Source organism: Nocardiopsis sp. JB363 (genome assembly GCF_900143625.1).
Taxonomy (GTDB): Bacteria; Actinomycetota; Actinomycetes; order Streptosporangiales; family Streptosporangiaceae; genus Nocardiopsis.
Window position 1 is genome coordinate 145,667 of record NZ_FRFF01000135.1, and the last position, 17,654, is coordinate 163,320.

Consider the following 17,654-nt stretch of genomic DNA (forward strand, 5'->3'; position numbering starts at 1 on the left):
ATGGTGGGCGCGATCCATAGTGACCGATCCGGTGCAAGCGGTTTGCGAACCTTCTGGCGGCGGTCACCATCCCACCCCATCGGCTCCGCGTTCGGTGTCCCTTAAGTCCCGCCCACGCACGGTCGAGCCGATTCACCCGACAGTCCGACGATATGCCAAGCTTCCTCCGACCCGATGGCGAAGCAGCAGCAGAGGGGAACCTCTCTTGAAAAACGAAACACTAGAACGCCTGCGCCTGCCAGGGGCCTGGGTCCTGTTGGGGGCCGTGGGTGTCACGATGCTCTCAGGTCTCATCGATCTGATCATCATTTCGAGCGAGATCGGCGGGAGTTTCGCCGGTGCCATGGGAGGGGCCGGTTCCTCCTTCTACGGCATCAACGTCACCCTGCTGTTGGTCGCGGCGGTGGCCCTGGTGCTGACCGGTGAGCGCACTCGTCCGAACTCCTTCCCGGTGGTCCTCACCGCGATGATCATGGTCGGTGTCGGGCTGCTCTTCTGCCTGATCGGTCTGATCAGCGGGTTCATCGACATGAACAACGGTGGTCTGGCGTTCGCCGGCTTCCTGTCCAGGGCGGCCTTCGGTGCCGTGCTCGGATTCTTCGGGTTCGCCCTGCTGAAGGCGTTCAACGACCCGAACCTGGTGCCGCGCGCGCAGCCGCAGCAGGCCCAGTACCCGCAGCAGTTCCCGCCGGCCACCGGCGCGCAGCAGGGCTTCCAGCAGCAGGGCTTCGCCCAGCAGGGTTACCCCTCGGCCGACCCGGCCCAGGCCTATGGTCAGGACCCGGCCCAGCAGGCGGCCTACGCGCAGCAGTACGGCCAGGACGCCGCTCAGCAGCAGGCCGCTTACGGCCAGGACGTCTACGGCCAGCCGCAGGACCCGGCCGCGCAGCAGCAGGCGGCCTATGGTCAGGACCCGGCCCAGCAGTACGGCACGGGCGCTCAGCAGGCCGCTTACGGCCAGGACGTCTACGGCCAGCCGCAGGACCCGGCCGCGCAGCAGCAGGCGGCCTATGGTCAGGACCCGGCCCAGCAGTACGGCACGGGCGCTCAGCAGGCCGCTTACGGCCAGGACGCCTATGGCCAGCAGTACGGGACCGGCGCCCAGCAGGCCTACGGCCAGGACGCCTACGGGCAGCAGTACGGAACCGGCGCCCAGCAGGCGTACGGGACCGGTGCTCAGCAGGCCTACGGTCAGGACGCCTACGGGCAGCAGTACGGAACCGGCGCTCAGCAGGCCGCTTACGGCCAGGACGCCTATGGCCAGCCGCAGGACCCGGCCGCGCAGCAGCAGGCCGCCTACGGCCAGCAGTACGGGACCGACTCCTACGGGCAGCAGTACAACGCCGACGCCTATGGCCAGCAGTACGGCACGGGCGCCCAGCAGGCCGCGCAGCCGGCCGAGTACGGGCAGGGCTATGACCCCTCCCAGTACGCCCCGCAGCCCTACGAGGGCCAGCCGGCCGCCGACCAGCAGGCTCAGGACGCCATCCAGAACGGTTGGTACCAGAACCAGGCCCCGGCGGGACAGGAGCCGCCCGCCGAGGGTGGAGTTGAAGGATTCTTTAACTCCGGTGAGAACAATGGTGCCGAGTCGTCGGATCCGAACGCCGGCACCTACGGGAGCCAGTACGGATCGGGCGCCGGTTACGGCTCTGACCAGCAAGGACAGGGCGGGGCCGACAACCAACAGAACTGGTACGGCAACGACGGTCAGCGCTGATCCACCCTGGTTCGCCTCCCAGTAGCGCACCTTGGAAGGTACGTGAATGGCGTGGTAATCCACAGAACGGACATCGCGGGCCTGCCGTTGGAGGCTCGTTGCATGATATTCAGTGGATTACCACGCAGGGCGCTCGACCGCAGGTCGAGCACTCACGTGTAATTCCAATGTGGAATTTCCGCCCGACCCGGGGGATGTAAAGGGTCGGGACATCTATTGGGGGGCTACAGGAGGTGCGCATGAGCGAGGTCATCCCGCTGGCGCACGGCTCGGATGAAGATCTGGGCTGGCAGGAACGTGCCTTGTGCGCGCAGACCGACCCGGAGGCGTTCTTCCCCGAGAAGGGCGGCTCGACCAGGGAAGCCAAGAAGGTCTGTCAGTCGTGCGAGGTACGTGCGGAGTGCCTGGAATACGCGCTGGAGCATGACGAACGCTTCGGCATCTGGGGGGGACTCTCCGAGCGCGAGCGCCGAAGGCTGAAGAAAGCCGCCGGCGGAGATTTCGATTTCCTGGCGGACATGCTCTGAGGAGCGATCGCCATGGCGCGTCCGGGCCACGAGCCCGGGCGCGCCTTTCTCTTGTCGGGGCCGCTCCGGGATGTTCCCGTGGGCGGCACCCTCCATCCACCGATGACATGAATGCTCCGATATGGTCGCCCCGTCACCTCGGTCCGAATAGGCCCGTAATGGTCGGACGTGGCGTATCGTGATGTCCCGCGTTCGCGCTCGCGAGTCGCCCGGCGCACCCACGCGCTCACCGGCCGGTCCGGCCGGTTCGGCCGTAGTACATTCCCGGCCCCGTGCAGCACGGGCGCCGCCCCTTCTCCCGGAGAGAACCCACCACAGTCGTGCATGACCTGGATTCCGCCCGTCACGTCGTCACCGCTGTCATCGTGTCCCACGACGGCGCGCGCTGGCTGCCGGAGACCCTGTCCGCACTGCGTGCCCAGACCCGACCCGTCCAGCGCGTGGTGGCGGCCGACACCGGCAGCACCGATGGAAGCACCGACGTCCTCGCCGACCACCTGCCCGACGACGCGATCATCGACCTGCCCGACGACACCGGGTACGGCGACGCGATCCGGGCCGCCCTGGACCTACCGCGTTCCACCACCGGGGTACGCGGTTTCGACGACGACGCCACCGAATGGATCTGGCTGATCCACGACGACCTCACCCCGGAGAAGGACACCCTCGAACAGCTGCTGACCGCCGCGGACAACGATCCCCGCACCGCGGTCCTGGGTCCCAAGCTCCGCGACTGGTTCGACCGCAGGCTCCTGGTCGAGGCAGGGGTCACCATCGATGGGGCCGGCCGTCGCGAGACCGGCCTGGAACAGCGTGAGTTCGACCATGGTCAACACGACGGCACCCGCCAGGTGCTGGCCGTCTCCAGCGCGGGCATGCTGGTCCGCCGCGACGTCTGGGAGCGCCTCGGCGGGTTCGACCCGGCGCTACCCCTGTTCCGCGACGACATCGACTTCTGCTGGCGTGTGGGCGGCGCCGGGCTACGGGTCCGCCTGGTCACCGAGGCCGTCGCCTACCACGCCGAGGCCTCGTCCCGCCGTCGTAGGCGCATCACGGCCACCCGCAACCATCCCCGCCGGGTCGACCGCAGGCACGCGGTGTTCGTGCTGCTCGCCAACCTGCCCGTCGGCGGCATGGTGTTCGCCCTGCTGCGCAACTCGGTGGCCTCACTGCTGCGCGTGCTGCTGTACCTGCTCATCAAGCAGCCGGCGAACGCACTGGACGAGGCGGCCGCGATCACCTTGGTCTACGGCAGGCCGTTCCGGCTGGTCAAGGCCCGGTACCGGCGCCGGCGCGACCGTCGGCGCACCTACAGCGCGATCCGCCCCTTCCTCGCCCGTGGCGTGGCCGCCCGGCAGTTCGCCGACGCGCTCACCGGAGTCCTCACCGGCGAACCCATCACCAACACCGCCGGCCGGCACCAGGCCGTGACCACTCCACCCGGTGAGGAAGAGGACGGGGTGGCCGACGACTCCACCTCGTTCCTGCGACGGGTGATCCTGCAACCCGGTCCCATGCTGGTCATCGGGTTGACCGTGGTCACGATCATCGCCGAACGCTCGCTCTTCTTCGGCACCCTGCTCGCCGGCGGCGCGCTGCCGGCGGTGGCGGGCAACGCCGCCGACCTGTGGAACCTGTACCTGTCCGGGCACCCCGACAGCGGTGTGGGCGTCGACGGCCCGGTCCCGCCCTACGTGGGTTTCCTGGCGCTGTTGTCCACCCTCACCCTGGGGCAGCCCTGGGTCGCCGTCATGGTGATCCTGCTGGGATGCGTGCCCCTGGCCGGTCTGACCGCCTACCTGCTCGCCCGGGAGGTGCTGGGCTACCGTCCGGCCCGCCTGTGGATGGCCGGCGCCTACGCGCTGCTGCCGATGGCCACCGGCGCGGTCGCCCAGGGCCGCCTGGGGACCGCCCTGGTGCACGCCCTCCTGCCGGTGCTCGGGCTGTTGCTGGTCCGGCTCGTGTCCATGCCGCCCAAGTCGTCCCGGCGGGCCGCCTGGGGGCTCGGTCTGACCCTGACCGTGGCCACCGCCTTCGTTCCACTCGTATGGCTCCTGTGTCTGGTCACCGGTGTGCTCGTCGCAGTGGCCTTCGGTCACCTGGGCCGCCGCGTCTACGTCAGCATCGGCATCGGTCTGGGTGTGCCGTTGGTGCTGCTCATGCCGTGGTCCCTCGAACTGCTGCTGCATCCGAGCCTGTGGCTGCTGGAGTCGGGGCTGCACCGGCCCGAGCTGTCCGATCCCGGGGCCACCCCCGTCGAACTGCTCATGCTGTCCCCGGGCGGCCCCGGCACCCCGCCGTACTGGGTCACCGCCGGGTTCATCGCGGCGGCGCTGTGCTCACTGCTGCTGCTCCGCAACCGGATGATCGTGGCGGCGGGCTGGTCGCTCGCCCTGTTCGGTCTGCTCATCGCGATCCTCACCAGTCGGATCGTGATCGAGCCCTACTTCGGTGGCCCCCCGGCCCAGGTCTGGCCCGGGGTCGCGCTCGCCTTCGCCGCCACCGCCGTGCTGCTCACGGCGGCCACGGCGGCCCGAGCCTTCGGCAACATGATCAAGGGAGGAGGGCTCAAGCGGTACTTCGCCTTGGGCGTGGCCACCCTCGCCCTGGCCACCCCGCTCACCGCGGCCGGCCTGTGGATGTGGGAGGGGGTCGACGGACCCCTCACCGCGGACGCCACCCCTGCCGTCCCCGGCGCCCTGATCAGCGTCAGCGGTGACGGAACCCAACCTCGCACACTCATCGTCACCCCCACCGGGGACGGCGATTTCGACTACGTGGTGGCGCGAGGCCGTGAACCCCACCTGGGCGAGGAACGGCTCGTGCCCGAACCGGAGACCCGCGCCGTCATGGATCGGGCGGTGGCCGAACTCGCCGCCGGCCAGGGTGACCAGCTGGTCGCCCTGCTCGATCACGGCATCCAGTACGTGCTCTACCCACGGCCCGAACTGGGCGGCCCCGCGGACGCCACCATGGTCGACATCCTCGACGGCACCCCCGGCCTGGGCCGGCAATCGCTCTCCCACCACTACGGTCTCTGGCGGATCGCCGAACCCGCCGGTGCGCTGCGCGTGGTCTCCGAGGACGGAGTGACCGCCGAGGCGCTCACGGTGGACGGTGCCGCCGACGACCTCAGCGCCGAGATCGACGAAGGGCACACCGGTCGGCGTCTGGCCCTGGCCGAAACCGCCGCCGAAGGCTGGAAGGCCAGCCTCGACGGTGTCGAGCTCAGCCCGGTGAACACAGAGAACGGCACCCAGGCCTGGACCCTGCCGGTGCACGGCGGCGAACTGAGGGTCTGGCACACCGATCTGGTGCAGCGGGCTTGGGTCCTCACCCAGGGCGTACTGCTGCTGTTCGTGACGGTGCTGGCCGCGCCCGGCGTGCGCACCGAAGAGGAACGTCGCCTCATCGAGGCCACCCCGATGCCGAGTCCGCGCCGCCCCCGCAAGGGGCCGCCGACACCGGGTCGGGGCCGACGAGCCCGCAGGGGCACGACGGTCGAGGACGCGACCTCACCGGAGGACACCGCCACGGAGCCCATCTCCCTGGACGACACCGAGGACGAGCCCGACGTCGAGCCCACCACCACCGGATCCATTCCCGTGGTCGGTGGCCGTCGCCGTGGCAAACGCGGCACCAGGCGTGCCGGTACCCGCAGGGCTTCGAAGAAACGCCGTACCGGGGGTACGAGCGAGTCCCGCGACGACGCGGACACCACCGACGATGAGAAGGAGGGTTAGATGCGGCTGATCGTGGAGAACCGGTTCGCCCTGTTCGGACTGGTCGCGCTGGCCCTGCTCGCCCTGTTCGGGGTCGCCTTCGTCATCCGGCCGGTCAACCCCGAACTCGGGGTGTCCCGATCCGACACCGTCCGCCCGGAGCTCGCCACACGCGTGTGCCCGGCGCCCCACGAGTCCGAGGACGACGGTGCGGAGAGTTCGATGGCCGCCTTCGCGCCCCGGGTCGGTCGCGACGACGAGGGAGCCCTGTGGGCGGTCCCCATCGAGGGGGCCCCGCAGGAGGACGCCGACTCCGACGACGAGGACACCGGCGACAGGGACGAGGAGTCCCCGAGCGCCGGCGACGAGGAGACCGACGAACGCGGTGACCTCATCGGCGAGGAACTCACCGAACCCGGCCAGATCTGGCGGACCGACACGGGGGACGTCTCCCTGCCCACCGCGCTGAAGGCCGAGGGCTCCCTGGCCTCGGGCCTGGACGTCGCCCAGACCACCGTGTCCGACGACGCCGTCACCGAGGTCCGCTGCGGGGAACCCGGCATCGGCGCCTGGTTCGCCCTGCCCGGCGCCGGCGGCGCCGACGGGGTCGAACTGGACACCCTCACCGTGCACCTGACCAACCCCGAAGAGTTCCGGGCCACCACCAGCATCGACATCTACACCGCCGAGGGGCCCTCGTACTCACCGGAGAGTCGGGGGATCGGTCTGGAACCGGGGGAGTCGACCACCGTCGACGTCACCGGACTCATCCAGAACACCAGCTCCATCGGCGTGCACGTGCGCACCAGCACGGGACGCGTCGCCGCGTCCCTGCTCGCCGAGCACCCCGAGGGGCACACCGACTGGGTCACCCCCACCCGGGCCCCCGACGTCGAACAGGTCATCCCCGGGCTGCCCGCCGGTGACGGTGTCCGACGTCTGATCGTGGCCGCTCCCGGCGACGAACCCGTCGAGGTCCGCGCGTACGTGGTCCCCGAGGAGGGTTCCGACGAGGACGGTGACGAAGAGGAGGAAGAGGAAGCCGAGGACGACGGCAACGACGGCAAGGGCACCCCGGAGGATCCGATGGTCCTCAACGTGCCGCCCGCCGCTTCCGCCTGGATGACCCTGGAGAGTGCCCTGGGCGGCCTCCCGGGCACTGTCGTGGTGGAGTCCGACGCCCCGGTGGCCGCCGGCGTGATCATCGAGGAGGTCGACTCCGACGACGATTCGGACGTCGTCGAGACCGCCTACACGGCCGCGGTGGATCCGCTCACGGCCCCACTGGACGACACCGCGGTCATCCCGGACGTACCCGAGGACGTCGACGTGGAGCTCGTCCTGGGCGCACCGGACCACGACGCCAGGGTCGTGGCCACCCCCATCTCCGCCGACGGCAGTATGGGCGACGCGGTGCGCGCCGACGTGGCGGCCGGCACCACGCACGTCTTCGGAACGGACACCGACGGCTGGGGTCCGCCCCCCGGGGCCGACCCCGAGGACGGGTACGCGGTGCGCCTGGAGCTGTTGGACGACTCCGGTCCGGTGTACGTGGCCCGGGTGCTGCGCTCGGGTTCGGGGATCAGTGTCCTGCCCGTGCGGCCCGCGCCGACCGAGGTCCGCCTACCGGTCGTTCGAGACAGCATGACCGGCGTGGTCCCCTGAAGGAGTGCTCGCCTCGGGCATCCTGGTCGGGCGGGCAGGGGTGGGAGCCGGTCCCGCGGGATGGCACGGCCGGATTCGGGACGGTTGGGCGGGGGCTCAGTTCTCCGGGTCGACCGACTCCGGCTCCATCCCGAGCAGGTTGGCGACCTCCTCGACCACGGCCTCGTGGACCAGGAGGGCCATCTCGTCCGGGTCCTTGGTCCGGATCTCCACGGGACGGCGATAGACGACGATTCTGGCCCGGTCCTCGGGACCGGTCTCCAAACGGGAGAAGGGGATCGTTTCGGACAGCTCGCCGTGGGGCGGGACCGGGGGAACGTCCTCCACGAGGAAGTCGACGTTCGCCAGCTCTCGCGCCCACAACCGTTCGAGGCGTTCGACCGCGTCCAGGACAAGGTCGTCGAAGGCCTGCGCTCGGCTGCGGTATACCGGCAGGTCGGAGGGCACGAGAGGACCGCGGATGCCTCGACCGCGGCGGTCCCGGCGCCGGACTCGATCTGGTTGGCCACTGGAAAGGCGCACTCGTCGCACACTTCGAGCCTAAGCCATCACGGGCCCCTCGCGTAGCCCCCCTCGGATTCGGGGCCGGAGGCCGTGCGGGGAGGCCGTGAAGCCCGTGAATACGCTCGGAGCCGGCAAGTGGCACCGGAAAACGTACAGCTCATGACACGATGCTGGCGTGTCCCTCGGTAAAGGCATACAGTCGAACGCTGTGAGCCATGTTCGACGCTGTTCCCGCACCGCGTGCAGGCAGCCTGCCGTATTCACGCTCACGTACGTCTACGCCGACTCCACCGCCGTTCTCGGTCCGCTCGCCGCTTACGTGGAACCGCACTGTTACGACCTGTGCGCCATGCATGCCGAGCGCCTGACCGCCCCGCGTGGGTGGGAGGTGGTCCGGCTCCCGGTCGAGACGTCGGGCGGAGGTCCCGGCAGCGATGACCTGGAGGCGCTCGCCGACGCCGTACGTGAAGCGGCGAGGCCGCCCGCGCGCTCCGAGCCGTCCCCCGGAGAACCGGTGGGTGAAGGCCAGGAGACCCTGCGCCGCGGTCACCTGCGCGTGGTCAAGTCCGATCGTTCCGAACAGCGAGACCCTCGCCGACCACACGGCTGAACGGGGCCCCTTCGGGCGATGCCCGTGGGGTCCTCGGCCGGTACCTTGCTAGCTTTGTACGGCGTCCGGAATCCGGGCGCTGGACCGAACTCGTGGCAGAACCGACCTGGCCGGAGCAGACGTGGCTGACCTCGGAAGCATCTTCAAGGCATACGACGTGCGCGGTGTGATTCCGGACACCTTCAACGCCGACATCGCCCGAGCGATCGGTGCGGCCTTCGCCCGCGTGGTGGGCGGCTCCTCCGTCGTGGTCGCCCACGACATGCGCCCCTCCTCACCCGAACTCACCCACGCCTTCGCCGAGGGAGTCACCTCCCAAGGCGTGGACGTGGTGTTCGCCGGACTCGGCTCCACCGACCTGCTCTACTACGGCTCCGGTGCCCTGGACATGCCGGGCGCCATGTTCACCGCCAGCCACAACCCGGCGGAGTACAACGGCATCAAGATGTGCCGGTCCGGGGCCGCGCCGATCAGCGGCGAGTCCGGCCTGGACGACATCCGTCGTCTCGCCGAGGAGAGCCTGAACGGGTCCGGGGGCCTGGACCACGAAGGCCCGAAGGGCAGCGTCACCGAGAAGAACCTGCTCCCCGGCTACGCCGAGTACCTGCGCGGCCTGGTGGACCTGTCGGTCTCCCGCCCGCTCAAGGCCGTGGTGGACGCCGGCAACGGCATGGGCGGCCACACCGTCCCCGCGGTCCTGCGGGACCTGCCGCTGGAGATCGTGCCCCTGTACTTCGAACTCGACGGCACCTTCCCCAACCACCCGGCCAACCCGCTGGACCCCGACAACCTGGTCGACCTCCAGGCCAAGGTGCGCGAGACCGGGGCCGACATCGGTCTGGCCTTCGACGGCGACGCCGACCGCTGCTTCGTCATCGACGAGCGGGGCGAACCGGTCCCCCCGTCCGCCGTCACCGCTCTGGTAGCCGTCCAGGAACTGAAGCGCGAACCGGGAGCCACCGTCATCCACAACCTCATCACCTCGGCGGCGGTCCCCGAGATCGTCACCGAGCACGGTGGCAAGCCTCTCCGCACCCGGGTCGGCCACTCCTTCATCAAGGCGACCATGGCCGAGACCGGGGCCATCTTCGGTGGTGAGCACTCCGCCCACTACTACTTCCGGGACTTCTGGCGGGCGGACACGGGTATGCTCGCGGCGATGCACGTCCTCCGCGTTCTGGGGGCGGACCAACGGCCGCTCTCGCAGATCACGGAAGAGTACTCCCGCTACGCGGCCTCGGGTGAGATCAACTCGAAGGTCGACGACGCTCCCGGTCGCATGGCGGCGGTACGCGAGGCGTTCATCGGGCGGGACGGAGTCACCGTCGACGAACTCGACGGACTCAGCGTCGCCCTGCCCGAGGGGGCCTGGTTCAACCTGCGCGCCTCCAACACCGAACCGCTCCTGCGGCTCAACATCGAGGCCGCCGACGACACAGAGGTCGCGCGCCTGCGCGACGAGGTCCTGGACATTGTCCGCGCCTGACCCGACCTCACACGAGGCCGGCACACGAGGAACGAGAACCATGAGCACGAAGATCGACGGCTGGCTGCTGGAGATCCTGGCCTGCCCGCAGAGCCAGGCACCGCTGCGCCACGACCCCGAGACCGACGAGCTGGTCTGCGACGAGAGCGGCCTCGCCTACCCGATCCGGGACGGCATCCCGGTCCTGCTGGTCGACGAGGCGCGCAAGGTCTCTCAGCCCTAGATCCTGATCCCTCACCCAGGGTCCTGCACGAGGTACCCCCCGACAGGAGCGAAAAAGGTACGGGCCGAAACGGAACGTTCTTCTCGTTTGGGCAGTCATAGGGGGTACGCCGGTCGGACGGTGGCCCCTCGGGCCCCGCCGGTCACAGCACGCGTAACCGGCGTACCCTGCCCGTACCCTGGTCCTGCGCGCCCCGCACAAGACGACCTCCCTGGAGGACACCGATGCCCGGTCCCGAATCGCTACTGCCGAGCGATCCCCCCTCGTTCGGTGACTACAGCGTGACAGGGCGGCTCGGAAAGGGCGGCCAGGGCGTCGTTTACCTCGTCGAGGACACCGAGGGCGAGGAGTACGCGGTCAAGGTCCTCAACGACCAGTGGTCGCAGGACTCCGACCTGCGCAAGCGGTTCGAGAAGGAGGTGCGGGCCGCTCAGCGGGTCGCGTCCTTCTGCACCGCGGCGATCATCGAAGCCCGGCTCGACCACGATCCGCCCTACGTGGTGAGCGAGTTCGTTCCGGGCAAGGACCTCCAGGAGACCGTGGCCAAGGGGCGCGCGGTACGTGGGGCGGCGCTCCAGCGGCTGGCCGTGTCCACCGCGACCGCGCTGGTGGCCATCCACAAGGCGGGCATCGTCCACCGCGACTTCAAGCCCGGCAACGTGCTGCTGGGCCCGGACGGGCCGCGGGTCATCGACTTCGGTATCGCCCGGGTCGACGACGGCACCGCCACCATGACCAACTCGATCATCGGCACGCCCTCCTACATGGCGCCCGAACAGATCGAGGGGCGCGGGATCACCGACAAGTGCGACATCTTCGCGTGGGGGTGCGTGATCGCGTTCTCCTCCACCGGACGGGCCCCCTTCGGTTCCGACACCGTGCCCGCCGTGGTGCACCGGGTGGTCAGCGCCCCGCCGGACCTGGACGGCATCGACGACCTGCTGCGCGGCATCGTCGAGTCGTGCCTGGACAAGAACCCCGACAAGCGCCCCAACGCCCAACAGCTCCTCATGCGGCTGCTCGGACACGAGGACGACGACTCCGACACCTCCGACGCGTTCGAGCGGGGTGAACAGGTCGCCCAGACCGGTCTGCTCAACGGGTCGCGCCTGCCCCCGGTCCAGCCGCAGCCGGGTCCGTACCCGCCGACCGGACCGTACCCCGCAATGGCCTACCCGCCGGGGGTCTCCGACCCGCGAACGGGCCAGAACCCCGGGATCTCCAACCCCACCCCGGGCATGGGAACTCCGGGCATGGGCACCCCCGGTGTGTCCGACCCGCGGCCGGGGATGCCGGGGCACCCCATGAGCTCGGATCCCAGGCACGGTGGCTACGCCATGCAGCCGGGCATGTCCAACCCCCGCCCCGGGATGCTCGGCCCGCAGCCTCCGCGGCAACCCATGCCGCCGCAGGCACCACAGCACGGCGTGAACCCGATGCTGACCGGCGGACTCCACCCCAACCAGACCTACGGGGGCCGGTACCAGCAGCAACAGAAGGATTCGGTGCTGCAACAGGGTTGGGTCATCCCGCTCGTGCTCATCACCATCGTCATCCTGCTGCTGCTCGTGCTGATCCTCGCGATCAGCGGCTGACCGGCACCCGGAGCCGGATCACCCCCTCAGGACCGGGTGAGCTCGTTCATCGAACGCGACACCGCCTCGTCCACCAGGTCGCGCACCTGGGGCCACCGATCGTCGACGCAGTCGCTGGGCATCACGGTGACGCTGTCGCTGCCCGACATCTCCAGGACCTCCCGTACACCGTCGGTCGTGGTCAGGCGCGCGTTCGCGGTCACCGCCAGCACACCCGAGGGCGGTCTGCCCACGTCCTGGACCACCACGTACAGGGACAGGAACGCCTCACCGACCTCCAGGTCCAGACGGGCCCACCAGTGGGCGGCGCCCGGGGTGAGCAGCGCTCGCGGTGCGATCCCGGCGTCGGAGCCGGCGTCTCCGGAGGTCACGGTGGCGCGGGCCCGCGGGTCGAGTGCTCGCAGGATGAGCTCGACCGGGACGCCGCGGGAACGCACGTAACTCAGAACCCTTCTTCGGGTGACCGCGCTCAGCGGGGGCACGGGAGCGGCCGGCACCGGCTCCACCCTCGGACCCCACCCGATCTCCGCGCGCAACGCTTCGGTGACCAACCGGGAGAAGTGGGAGACCAATTCCGCGAAGTGTTCGGCCTCTGTCAGGCCGACCCGCGTTCGCGGAGCGGGGGCGCGCGGATCCGGGAGCAGCGGTGGATGGTCGGCGCGCTGGAGCACCAGGGAGGCCAGTACCCACGGCAGGATCCGGTAGGGCGCACCTTCCGAAACGTTCCGGGGTGGTCCGTTCAGCTCGTCCAGCACCCGCGCGCACTCCGCGTACACGTGGGCGGCGCGCACCACCGGGTGAGCCGGCACGATCGCGGCCTCGGCCAGGGCACGGGTGTGCTCGGAGGACAGTGGCGCCTCGGGTGCGTCCGAGGCGGCGGACGGCTCGCCGACTCGGCCGGCGAGAGCGGCGATGTGGGCCGCGGTGAGTGGGGGATGGACTTCGACCGGGTCGATGAGCAGCAGATCCGCGAGGGCCGGTTCGCCACCCCACGCCTGGACCCGGTCGTGGGTGAGCGTGCGTCGGGCCGCGGCCCGAGCCTCCAGGGTCTGGCATCGGCGGTGCTCGGCCCAGAGCGCCCGTAGGCGGTCGACGTCCGTGAGATCTACGCGCACATGGTCCGGAAGTGCCTGCCGGACGGGGGCGCCGAGTTGGCTGTCCACGAGTGTTGACGTAGCCCGTGGGCACTTTGCCAAAACATGCCGAACGGTTGGTCTGGGTGTCCGGTGACGGCCGTGGATCCGGGACAACCAGAGAGCTTCAAGAGCGTCCTGGGACGAGCGGGGCCCAGTGGAAACCAGGCCCTCATCGGTGAAGAACCACGGGGGTTACCCGGACACGGGCCGAAGCGCCGGAGGAGGCCCCGGAAAGCACTCTAGGTACCGGGCGTGGGCGGTCTGCGGACGCGCAGCAGACGCATCGCCTTCTCCTTCTCGAAGTCCAGGGCACGCGCGGGTGCCGGAGTCAGTCGGCCCAGACGTTCACCATGGGCCCGTACCCGCGCCAGCACCTCGGGCTCGGCCAGGACCCGCAGGGCGAAGGAGAGGGCGGCCGGAGGGATGTCGAACTCGCGCTCCAGCTCCAGTCCGCCGCGTATGGTCCGCAGATCCTCCTCGGTGAATCGGCGGTGGCGGTGGCCGCGCCCGGTCGGCGGGTCCTGGGTGCGGGGGAGCAGCCCGAGAGCCTCTCGATAGCGGAGCATGCGGGCCGTGCTCCCGACGCGTTCGGCGGCCGCCGAGATCGGCACCGGGGCGGGATCGGTGGGATCGCTGGGTTCGCTGGAGAGATCGTCGCGGGCGGCCATGCACGCGACTGTAACCCACTCCCACCTGTGCACGGGGAGAATCTGACGGTCGAGCGTCAGCTTTGTGACCAGGGTCGGGATGCGGCCCTAGAATCGAGGTCGCCACCACGACTTGATGAATGAGGAACGCATGGCATTCGACTTCAAGGTCGCCGATCTCTCCCTGGCCGAGTTCGGCCGCGACGAGATCCGCCTCGCCGAGCACGAGATGCCCGGACTCATGGCCACCCGCGCCGAGTACGGGGACAGCAAACCCCTCCAGGGCGCCCGCATCATGGGCTCGCTCCACATGACCGTGCAGACGGCCGTCCTCATCGAGACCCTCATCGCCCTGGGCGCCGAGGTCCGCTGGGTCAGCTGCAACATCTTCTCCACTCAGGACCACGCGGCCGCCGCGATCGTCGTCGGCCCCGACGGCACCGTCGACGACCCCAAGGGTGTCCCGGTCTTCGCTTGGAAGGGCGAGACCCTGGAGGAGTACTGGTGGTGCACCGAGCAGGCGCTCACCTGGCCGGGCGAGGGCCCCAACATGATCCTGGACGACGGTGGCGACGCCACCATGCTCGTCCACAAGGGCGCCGAGTTCGAGAAGACCGGTGTCGTGCCAGACCCCTCCACCGCCGACAGCGAGGAGTTCGCGGTCGTCCTCAAGCTTCTGGGCGAGAGCCTGAAGAAGGACAACGGCAAGTGGTCGAAGCTCGCCGAGGAGATCCAAGGCGTCACCGAGGAGACCACCACCGGTGTGCTCCGTCTGTACGAGATGCAGCGTGAGGGCGCGCTCTCCTTCCCGGCGATCAACGTCAACGACTCCGTCACCAAGAGCAAGTTCGACAACAAGTACGGCATCCGTCACTCGCTGCCGGACGGCATCATGCGCGCCACCGATGTCCTCATCGGCGGCAAGGTCGCCGTGATCTGCGGCTACGGCGACGTCGGCAAGGGCTCCGCCGACGCGCTGCGCGGCCAGGGCGCTCGCGTCATCGTCACCGAGATCGACCCGATCAACGCCCTCCAGGCCGCCATGGACGGTTTCCAGGTCGCCACCCTGGAGGACGTGCTGGACACCGGTGACATCTTCGTCACCACCACCGGCAACTTCAACGTGATCATGGCCGACCAGATCGCCCGTATGAAGCACCAGGCGATCGTCGGCAACGTCGGCCACTTCGACAACGAGATCGACATGGCCGGCCTGGCGAAGATCCCGGGCATCAAGAAGAAGGAGATCAAGCCGCAGGTCCACGAATGGACCTTCGAGGACGGCAAGTCCGTCCTGGTGCTCTCCGAGGGCCGCCTGCTCAACCTGGGCAACGCCACCGGCCACCCCAGCTTCGTGATGTCCAACAGCTTCACCAACCAGGTCATCGCGCAGATCGAGCTGTTCACCAAGACCGACGAGTACCCGACCGGCGTCTACACGCTGCCGAAGTTCCTCGACGAGAAGGTCGCCCGTCTCCACCTGGACGCGCTCGGTGTCAGGCTGACCGAGCTCACCAAGGAGCAGGCCGCCTACATCGGCGTGGACGTGGCCGGGCCGTACAAGCCGGACCACTACCGCTACTGATGGCCTTCCACCGATGACAGCGCCCTCACACGAGGTCGCGGACCTCGGCCTCTCGGAGGCCGGGGTCCGTCGCGTGGCCTGGGCCGAACGTTCCATGCCCGTACTGCGCAGCGTGCGCGAACGGTTCGCCACCGAACGCCCACTCGAAGGGCTGCGAGTGGTGGCGTGCCTGCACGTCACCGCGGAGACCGCCAACCTGCTGCGTGCCCTGCGGGCGGGCGGCGCCCAGGTGTGGTTGGCCGCGTCCAACCCGTTGTCCACCCAGGACGACACCGCCGCCGCCCTGGTCGCCGAGTACGGGGTGGGAGTGCACGCCTGGGCCGGGATGGACACCGTCGCCTATGACCGCAACCTGGTCACCGTGTTGGAGGCCCGTCCGCACCTGCTGCTGGACGACGGCTGCGACCTGGTGAACACGGTCCACGCCCAACGCCCCGATCTGATCGAAGGGGTGATGGGCGGCTGTGAGCAGACCACCACCGGCGTGATCCGGCTACGTCGGATGAGCGCCGCCGGCGAGCTTCGGCTGCCCATGGTGGCGGTCAACGACACCCGCACCAAACGGATGTTCGACAATCGCTACGGCACGGGGCAGTCCACCGTCGATGGGATCCTGCGGGCCACCAACACCCTGCTGGCCGGTCGAACCGTCGTCGTGGCCGGGTACGGCTACTGCGGCCGTGGGCTCGCCGAACGCTTCCGAGGCATGGGCTCGAACGTGGTCGTCACCGAGGTCGATCCGGTCAAGGCCCTGGACGCCGTCATGCAGGGCTACACGGTCGCCACCATGGACGCGGCCGCGCCCGTCGGCGACGTGTTCGTCACGGCCACCGGAAACCGGGAGGTGATCCGCCGAGAGCACCTGGCGCGGATGCGGGACGGCGCGATCCTGGCCAACTCGGGCCACTTCGACCTGGAGATCGACCTGCCGGCCCTGGAATCGCTGGCCGTGCGGGTCAACCACGGAGTACGGGAGCAGGCCGACGAGTACGTGTTCGAGGACGGGCGGGGCATCCTGCTGCTGTCCGAGGGGCGGCTGGTCAACCTCGGCGCCGCCGAGGGGCACCCGGCCGCCGTCATGGACATGTCCTTCGCGGTACAGGCCCTGACCACGGCGTGGTTGGCCGGTGCGCACCGAGAGCTCGCCCCGGGCGTGGTCGAGGTGCCGGAGGAGATCGACAACGAGGTCGCCCGGCTGGAACTGGCGGCCCTGGGGGTGGGAATCGACACCCTCACGCCCGAACAGGAGGCCTACCTGACCTCCTGGCGCCCCTGACTCACCGTGGTGGTTCGGGGCTGTGGGGCGGGGTGTGACCGTCGGGTGCCGGCGCCCGACCAGGGCCACCGGACCACTGCGGGCCCGGGTGCGTCGGAGCGGGGTAGTGGGGAGCCGGGTACCGCGGGCCCGGCTGCTGCCGGCCGGCCGCGCTCGGGCCCGTCCCGGTCATCGTGCGCAGGCTACGGCGGCGACGTTCGGCCAACACCGCGGCGAGGAAGAGCGGAGGGGTGGTCCCGGGCGGAGGAGGCGGGCTGACCTGTGCGGCGACCGAGTCGGCCAAGTGCGCGCCCATCTCGTGCCGGGTGTGCTCGGCCAGCTCGCCGTAGCGCAGCACGTACTGACGGGCGGCGTCCGCGGTCTCCGAGGACAGCCCGGACAGTTCGGCCTGGGCCGCCCACCCGGCCAACTGCGGCGGCATCGGGATCTCCTGCTGCCTGCGGGAGGTCGAACGCTCCTCCACCACCATGGTCCCCGCGACGAAGTCGCCGACGCGGCGGCCCTCCCGGTTGATCATCGAGGTGATGAGAGCGACCACACCCGAGGTCATCCAGAACTCCACGACCCCGCTGAGCGCGCGGGCCAGCGCCTGACGGAACCGTTCCGGTGATCCGTCGGTACCGACCACCCGCAGGCCCAGTGCCATTTTGCCCAGGGAACGCCCGCGCGAGAGCGACTCGAACGCGGTCGGGTAACCGACCAGGATGAGGATCGTGAGCCCCAGGGAGATCGCGGCGGTCGCCGCCGGGTTCACGGAGGCACCGATCTGCATCATCACGACGGCCAGCGCGAGCAGCGCGACGACCTGGAGGATGACGTCGATGGCGAGGGCGGCGACGCGGGTCGCGAACCCCGCGGGGCGCAGTTCCAACACCACCGCGTCCCCCGTGACCAACGGCGTCACGCCGTAGACGTCGCCGCGGGCATCGCCGCCGGGGTAGGACACCTGTACACGCTC

Annotated in this window: 14 protein-coding genes; 10 read left to right on the forward strand and 4 right to left on the reverse strand. The window is 69.9% G+C overall.

Annotated elements, in window-relative coordinates; all coding sequences use genetic code 11:
• The first annotated feature begins 205 nt into the window (after positions 1–205).
• The 4 genes from BQ8420_RS33165 to BQ8420_RS21560 all read left to right on the forward strand — a co-directional run bounded on the left by BQ8420_RS33165 (position 206) and on the right by BQ8420_RS21560 (position 7,634).
• The gene (locus tag BQ8420_RS33165; RefSeq protein WP_087100962.1) at positions 206–1,720 is read left to right on the forward strand and encodes a hypothetical protein; all 1,515 of its coding nucleotides are present in this window, start codon (positions 206–208) and stop codon (positions 1,718–1,720) included.
• A 239-nt stretch (positions 1,721–1,959) separates the two neighbouring features.
• Positions 1,960–2,247, forward strand: a complete 288-nt coding sequence (locus BQ8420_RS21550; protein WP_014908913.1) for a WhiB family transcriptional regulator — start codon at positions 1,960–1,962, stop codon at positions 2,245–2,247.
• Positions 2,248–2,567: 320 nt separating this feature from the next.
• On the forward strand, positions 2,568–5,990 hold the full coding sequence (locus BQ8420_RS21555) for a glycosyltransferase family 2 protein (RefSeq protein ID WP_087100963.1): 3,423 nt from the start codon (positions 2,568–2,570) through the stop codon (positions 5,988–5,990).
• The gene (locus tag BQ8420_RS21560; protein WP_087100964.1) at positions 5,991–7,634 is read left to right on the forward strand and encodes a DUF5719 family protein; all 1,644 of its coding nucleotides are present in this window, start codon (positions 5,991–5,993) and stop codon (positions 7,632–7,634) included.
• 96 nt (positions 7,635–7,730) lie between these two features.
• Here the strand turns inward: BQ8420_RS21560 and BQ8420_RS21565 are convergent, their stop codons facing one another.
• Complete coding sequence (locus BQ8420_RS21565) at positions 7,731–8,081, reverse strand: metallopeptidase family protein (protein ID WP_087100965.1); 351 nt, start codon at positions 8,079–8,081, stop codon at positions 7,731–7,733.
• 265 nt (positions 8,082–8,346) lie between these two features.
• Between BQ8420_RS21565 and BQ8420_RS21570 the strand changes: the two genes are divergently transcribed.
• The 4 genes from BQ8420_RS21570 (at position 8,347) to BQ8420_RS21585 (ending at position 12,052) form a co-directional block, all read left to right on the forward strand.
• Positions 8,347–8,748, forward strand: coding sequence for a DUF3499 domain-containing protein (locus BQ8420_RS21570; protein ID WP_087100966.1), 402 nt, complete (start codon positions 8,347–8,349; stop codon positions 8,746–8,748).
• Between the two features lie 121 nt (positions 8,749–8,869).
• Positions 8,870–10,234, forward strand: a complete 1,365-nt coding sequence (locus tag BQ8420_RS21575; protein WP_087100967.1) for a phosphomannomutase/phosphoglucomutase — start codon at positions 8,870–8,872, stop codon at positions 10,232–10,234.
• A gap of 40 nt (positions 10,235–10,274) precedes the next feature.
• The gene (locus tag BQ8420_RS21580; RefSeq protein ID WP_087100968.1) at positions 10,275–10,457 is read left to right on the forward strand and encodes a Trm112 family protein; all 183 of its coding nucleotides are present in this window, start codon (positions 10,275–10,277) and stop codon (positions 10,455–10,457) included.
• Positions 10,458–10,681: 224 nt separating this feature from the next.
• Positions 10,682–12,052, forward strand: coding sequence for a serine/threonine-protein kinase (locus BQ8420_RS21585; RefSeq protein ID WP_087100969.1), 1,371 nt, complete (start codon positions 10,682–10,684; stop codon positions 12,050–12,052).
• Between the two features lie 26 nt (positions 12,053–12,078).
• Here the strand turns inward: BQ8420_RS21585 and BQ8420_RS21590 are convergent, their stop codons facing one another.
• Positions 12,079–13,167, reverse strand: coding sequence for a hypothetical protein (locus BQ8420_RS21590; RefSeq protein ID WP_369825527.1), 1,089 nt, complete (start codon positions 13,165–13,167; stop codon positions 12,079–12,081).
• 260 nt (positions 13,168–13,427) lie between these two features.
• Positions 13,428–13,856 (reverse strand): MerR family transcriptional regulator, encoded by a 429-nt coding sequence (locus BQ8420_RS21595; protein ID WP_087100971.1) that lies wholly within the window; start codon positions 13,854–13,856, stop codon positions 13,428–13,430.
• Between the two features lie 130 nt (positions 13,857–13,986).
• On the opposite strand from BQ8420_RS21595, the gene ahcY (BQ8420_RS21600) reads away from it, so the two are divergent.
• Together ahcY (BQ8420_RS21600) and ahcY (BQ8420_RS21605) are read left to right on the forward strand one after the other, a co-directional pair.
• Complete coding sequence (gene ahcY, locus BQ8420_RS21600) at positions 13,987–15,420, forward strand: adenosylhomocysteinase (protein ID WP_087100972.1); 1,434 nt, start codon at positions 13,987–13,989, stop codon at positions 15,418–15,420.
• A 13-nt stretch (positions 15,421–15,433) separates the two neighbouring features.
• Complete coding sequence (ahcY, locus tag BQ8420_RS21605; protein WP_087100973.1) at positions 15,434–16,696, forward strand: adenosylhomocysteinase; 1,263 nt, start codon at positions 15,434–15,436, stop codon at positions 16,694–16,696.
• Between the two features lies 1 nt (position 16,697).
• Here the strand turns inward: ahcY (BQ8420_RS21605) and BQ8420_RS21610 are convergent, their stop codons facing one another.
• A complete protein-coding gene (locus BQ8420_RS21610) occupies positions 16,698–17,642 on the reverse strand; it encodes an RDD family protein (protein WP_087100974.1) in 945 nt (314 codons plus the stop codon).
• Positions 17,643–17,654 lie beyond the last annotated feature (12 nt).

Bases quoted from the DNA above. Each gene is read 5' to 3' on its own strand.
- BQ8420_RS21550 (WP_014908913.1), top strand. From the start codon at position 1,960: ATGAGCGAGGTCATCCCGCTGGCGCACGGCTCGGATGAAGATCTGGGC.
- BQ8420_RS21560 (WP_087100964.1), top strand. From the start codon at position 5,991: ATGCGGCTGATCGTGGAGAACCGGTTCGCCCTGTTCGGACTGGTCGCG.
- BQ8420_RS21580 (WP_087100968.1), top strand. From the start codon at position 10,275: ATGAGCACGAAGATCGACGGCTGGCTGCTGGAGATCCTGGCCTGCCCG.
- BQ8420_RS21585 (WP_087100969.1), top strand. From the start codon at position 10,682: ATGCCCGGTCCCGAATCGCTACTGCCGAGCGATCCCCCCTCGTTCGGT.
- BQ8420_RS21595 (WP_087100971.1), bottom strand. From the start codon at position 13,856: ATGGCCGCCCGCGACGATCTCTCCAGCGAACCCAGCGATCCCACCGAT.
- ahcY (WP_087100972.1), top strand. From the start codon at position 13,987: ATGGCATTCGACTTCAAGGTCGCCGATCTCTCCCTGGCCGAGTTCGGC.
- ahcY (WP_087100973.1), top strand. From the start codon at position 15,434: ATGACAGCGCCCTCACACGAGGTCGCGGACCTCGGCCTCTCGGAGGCC.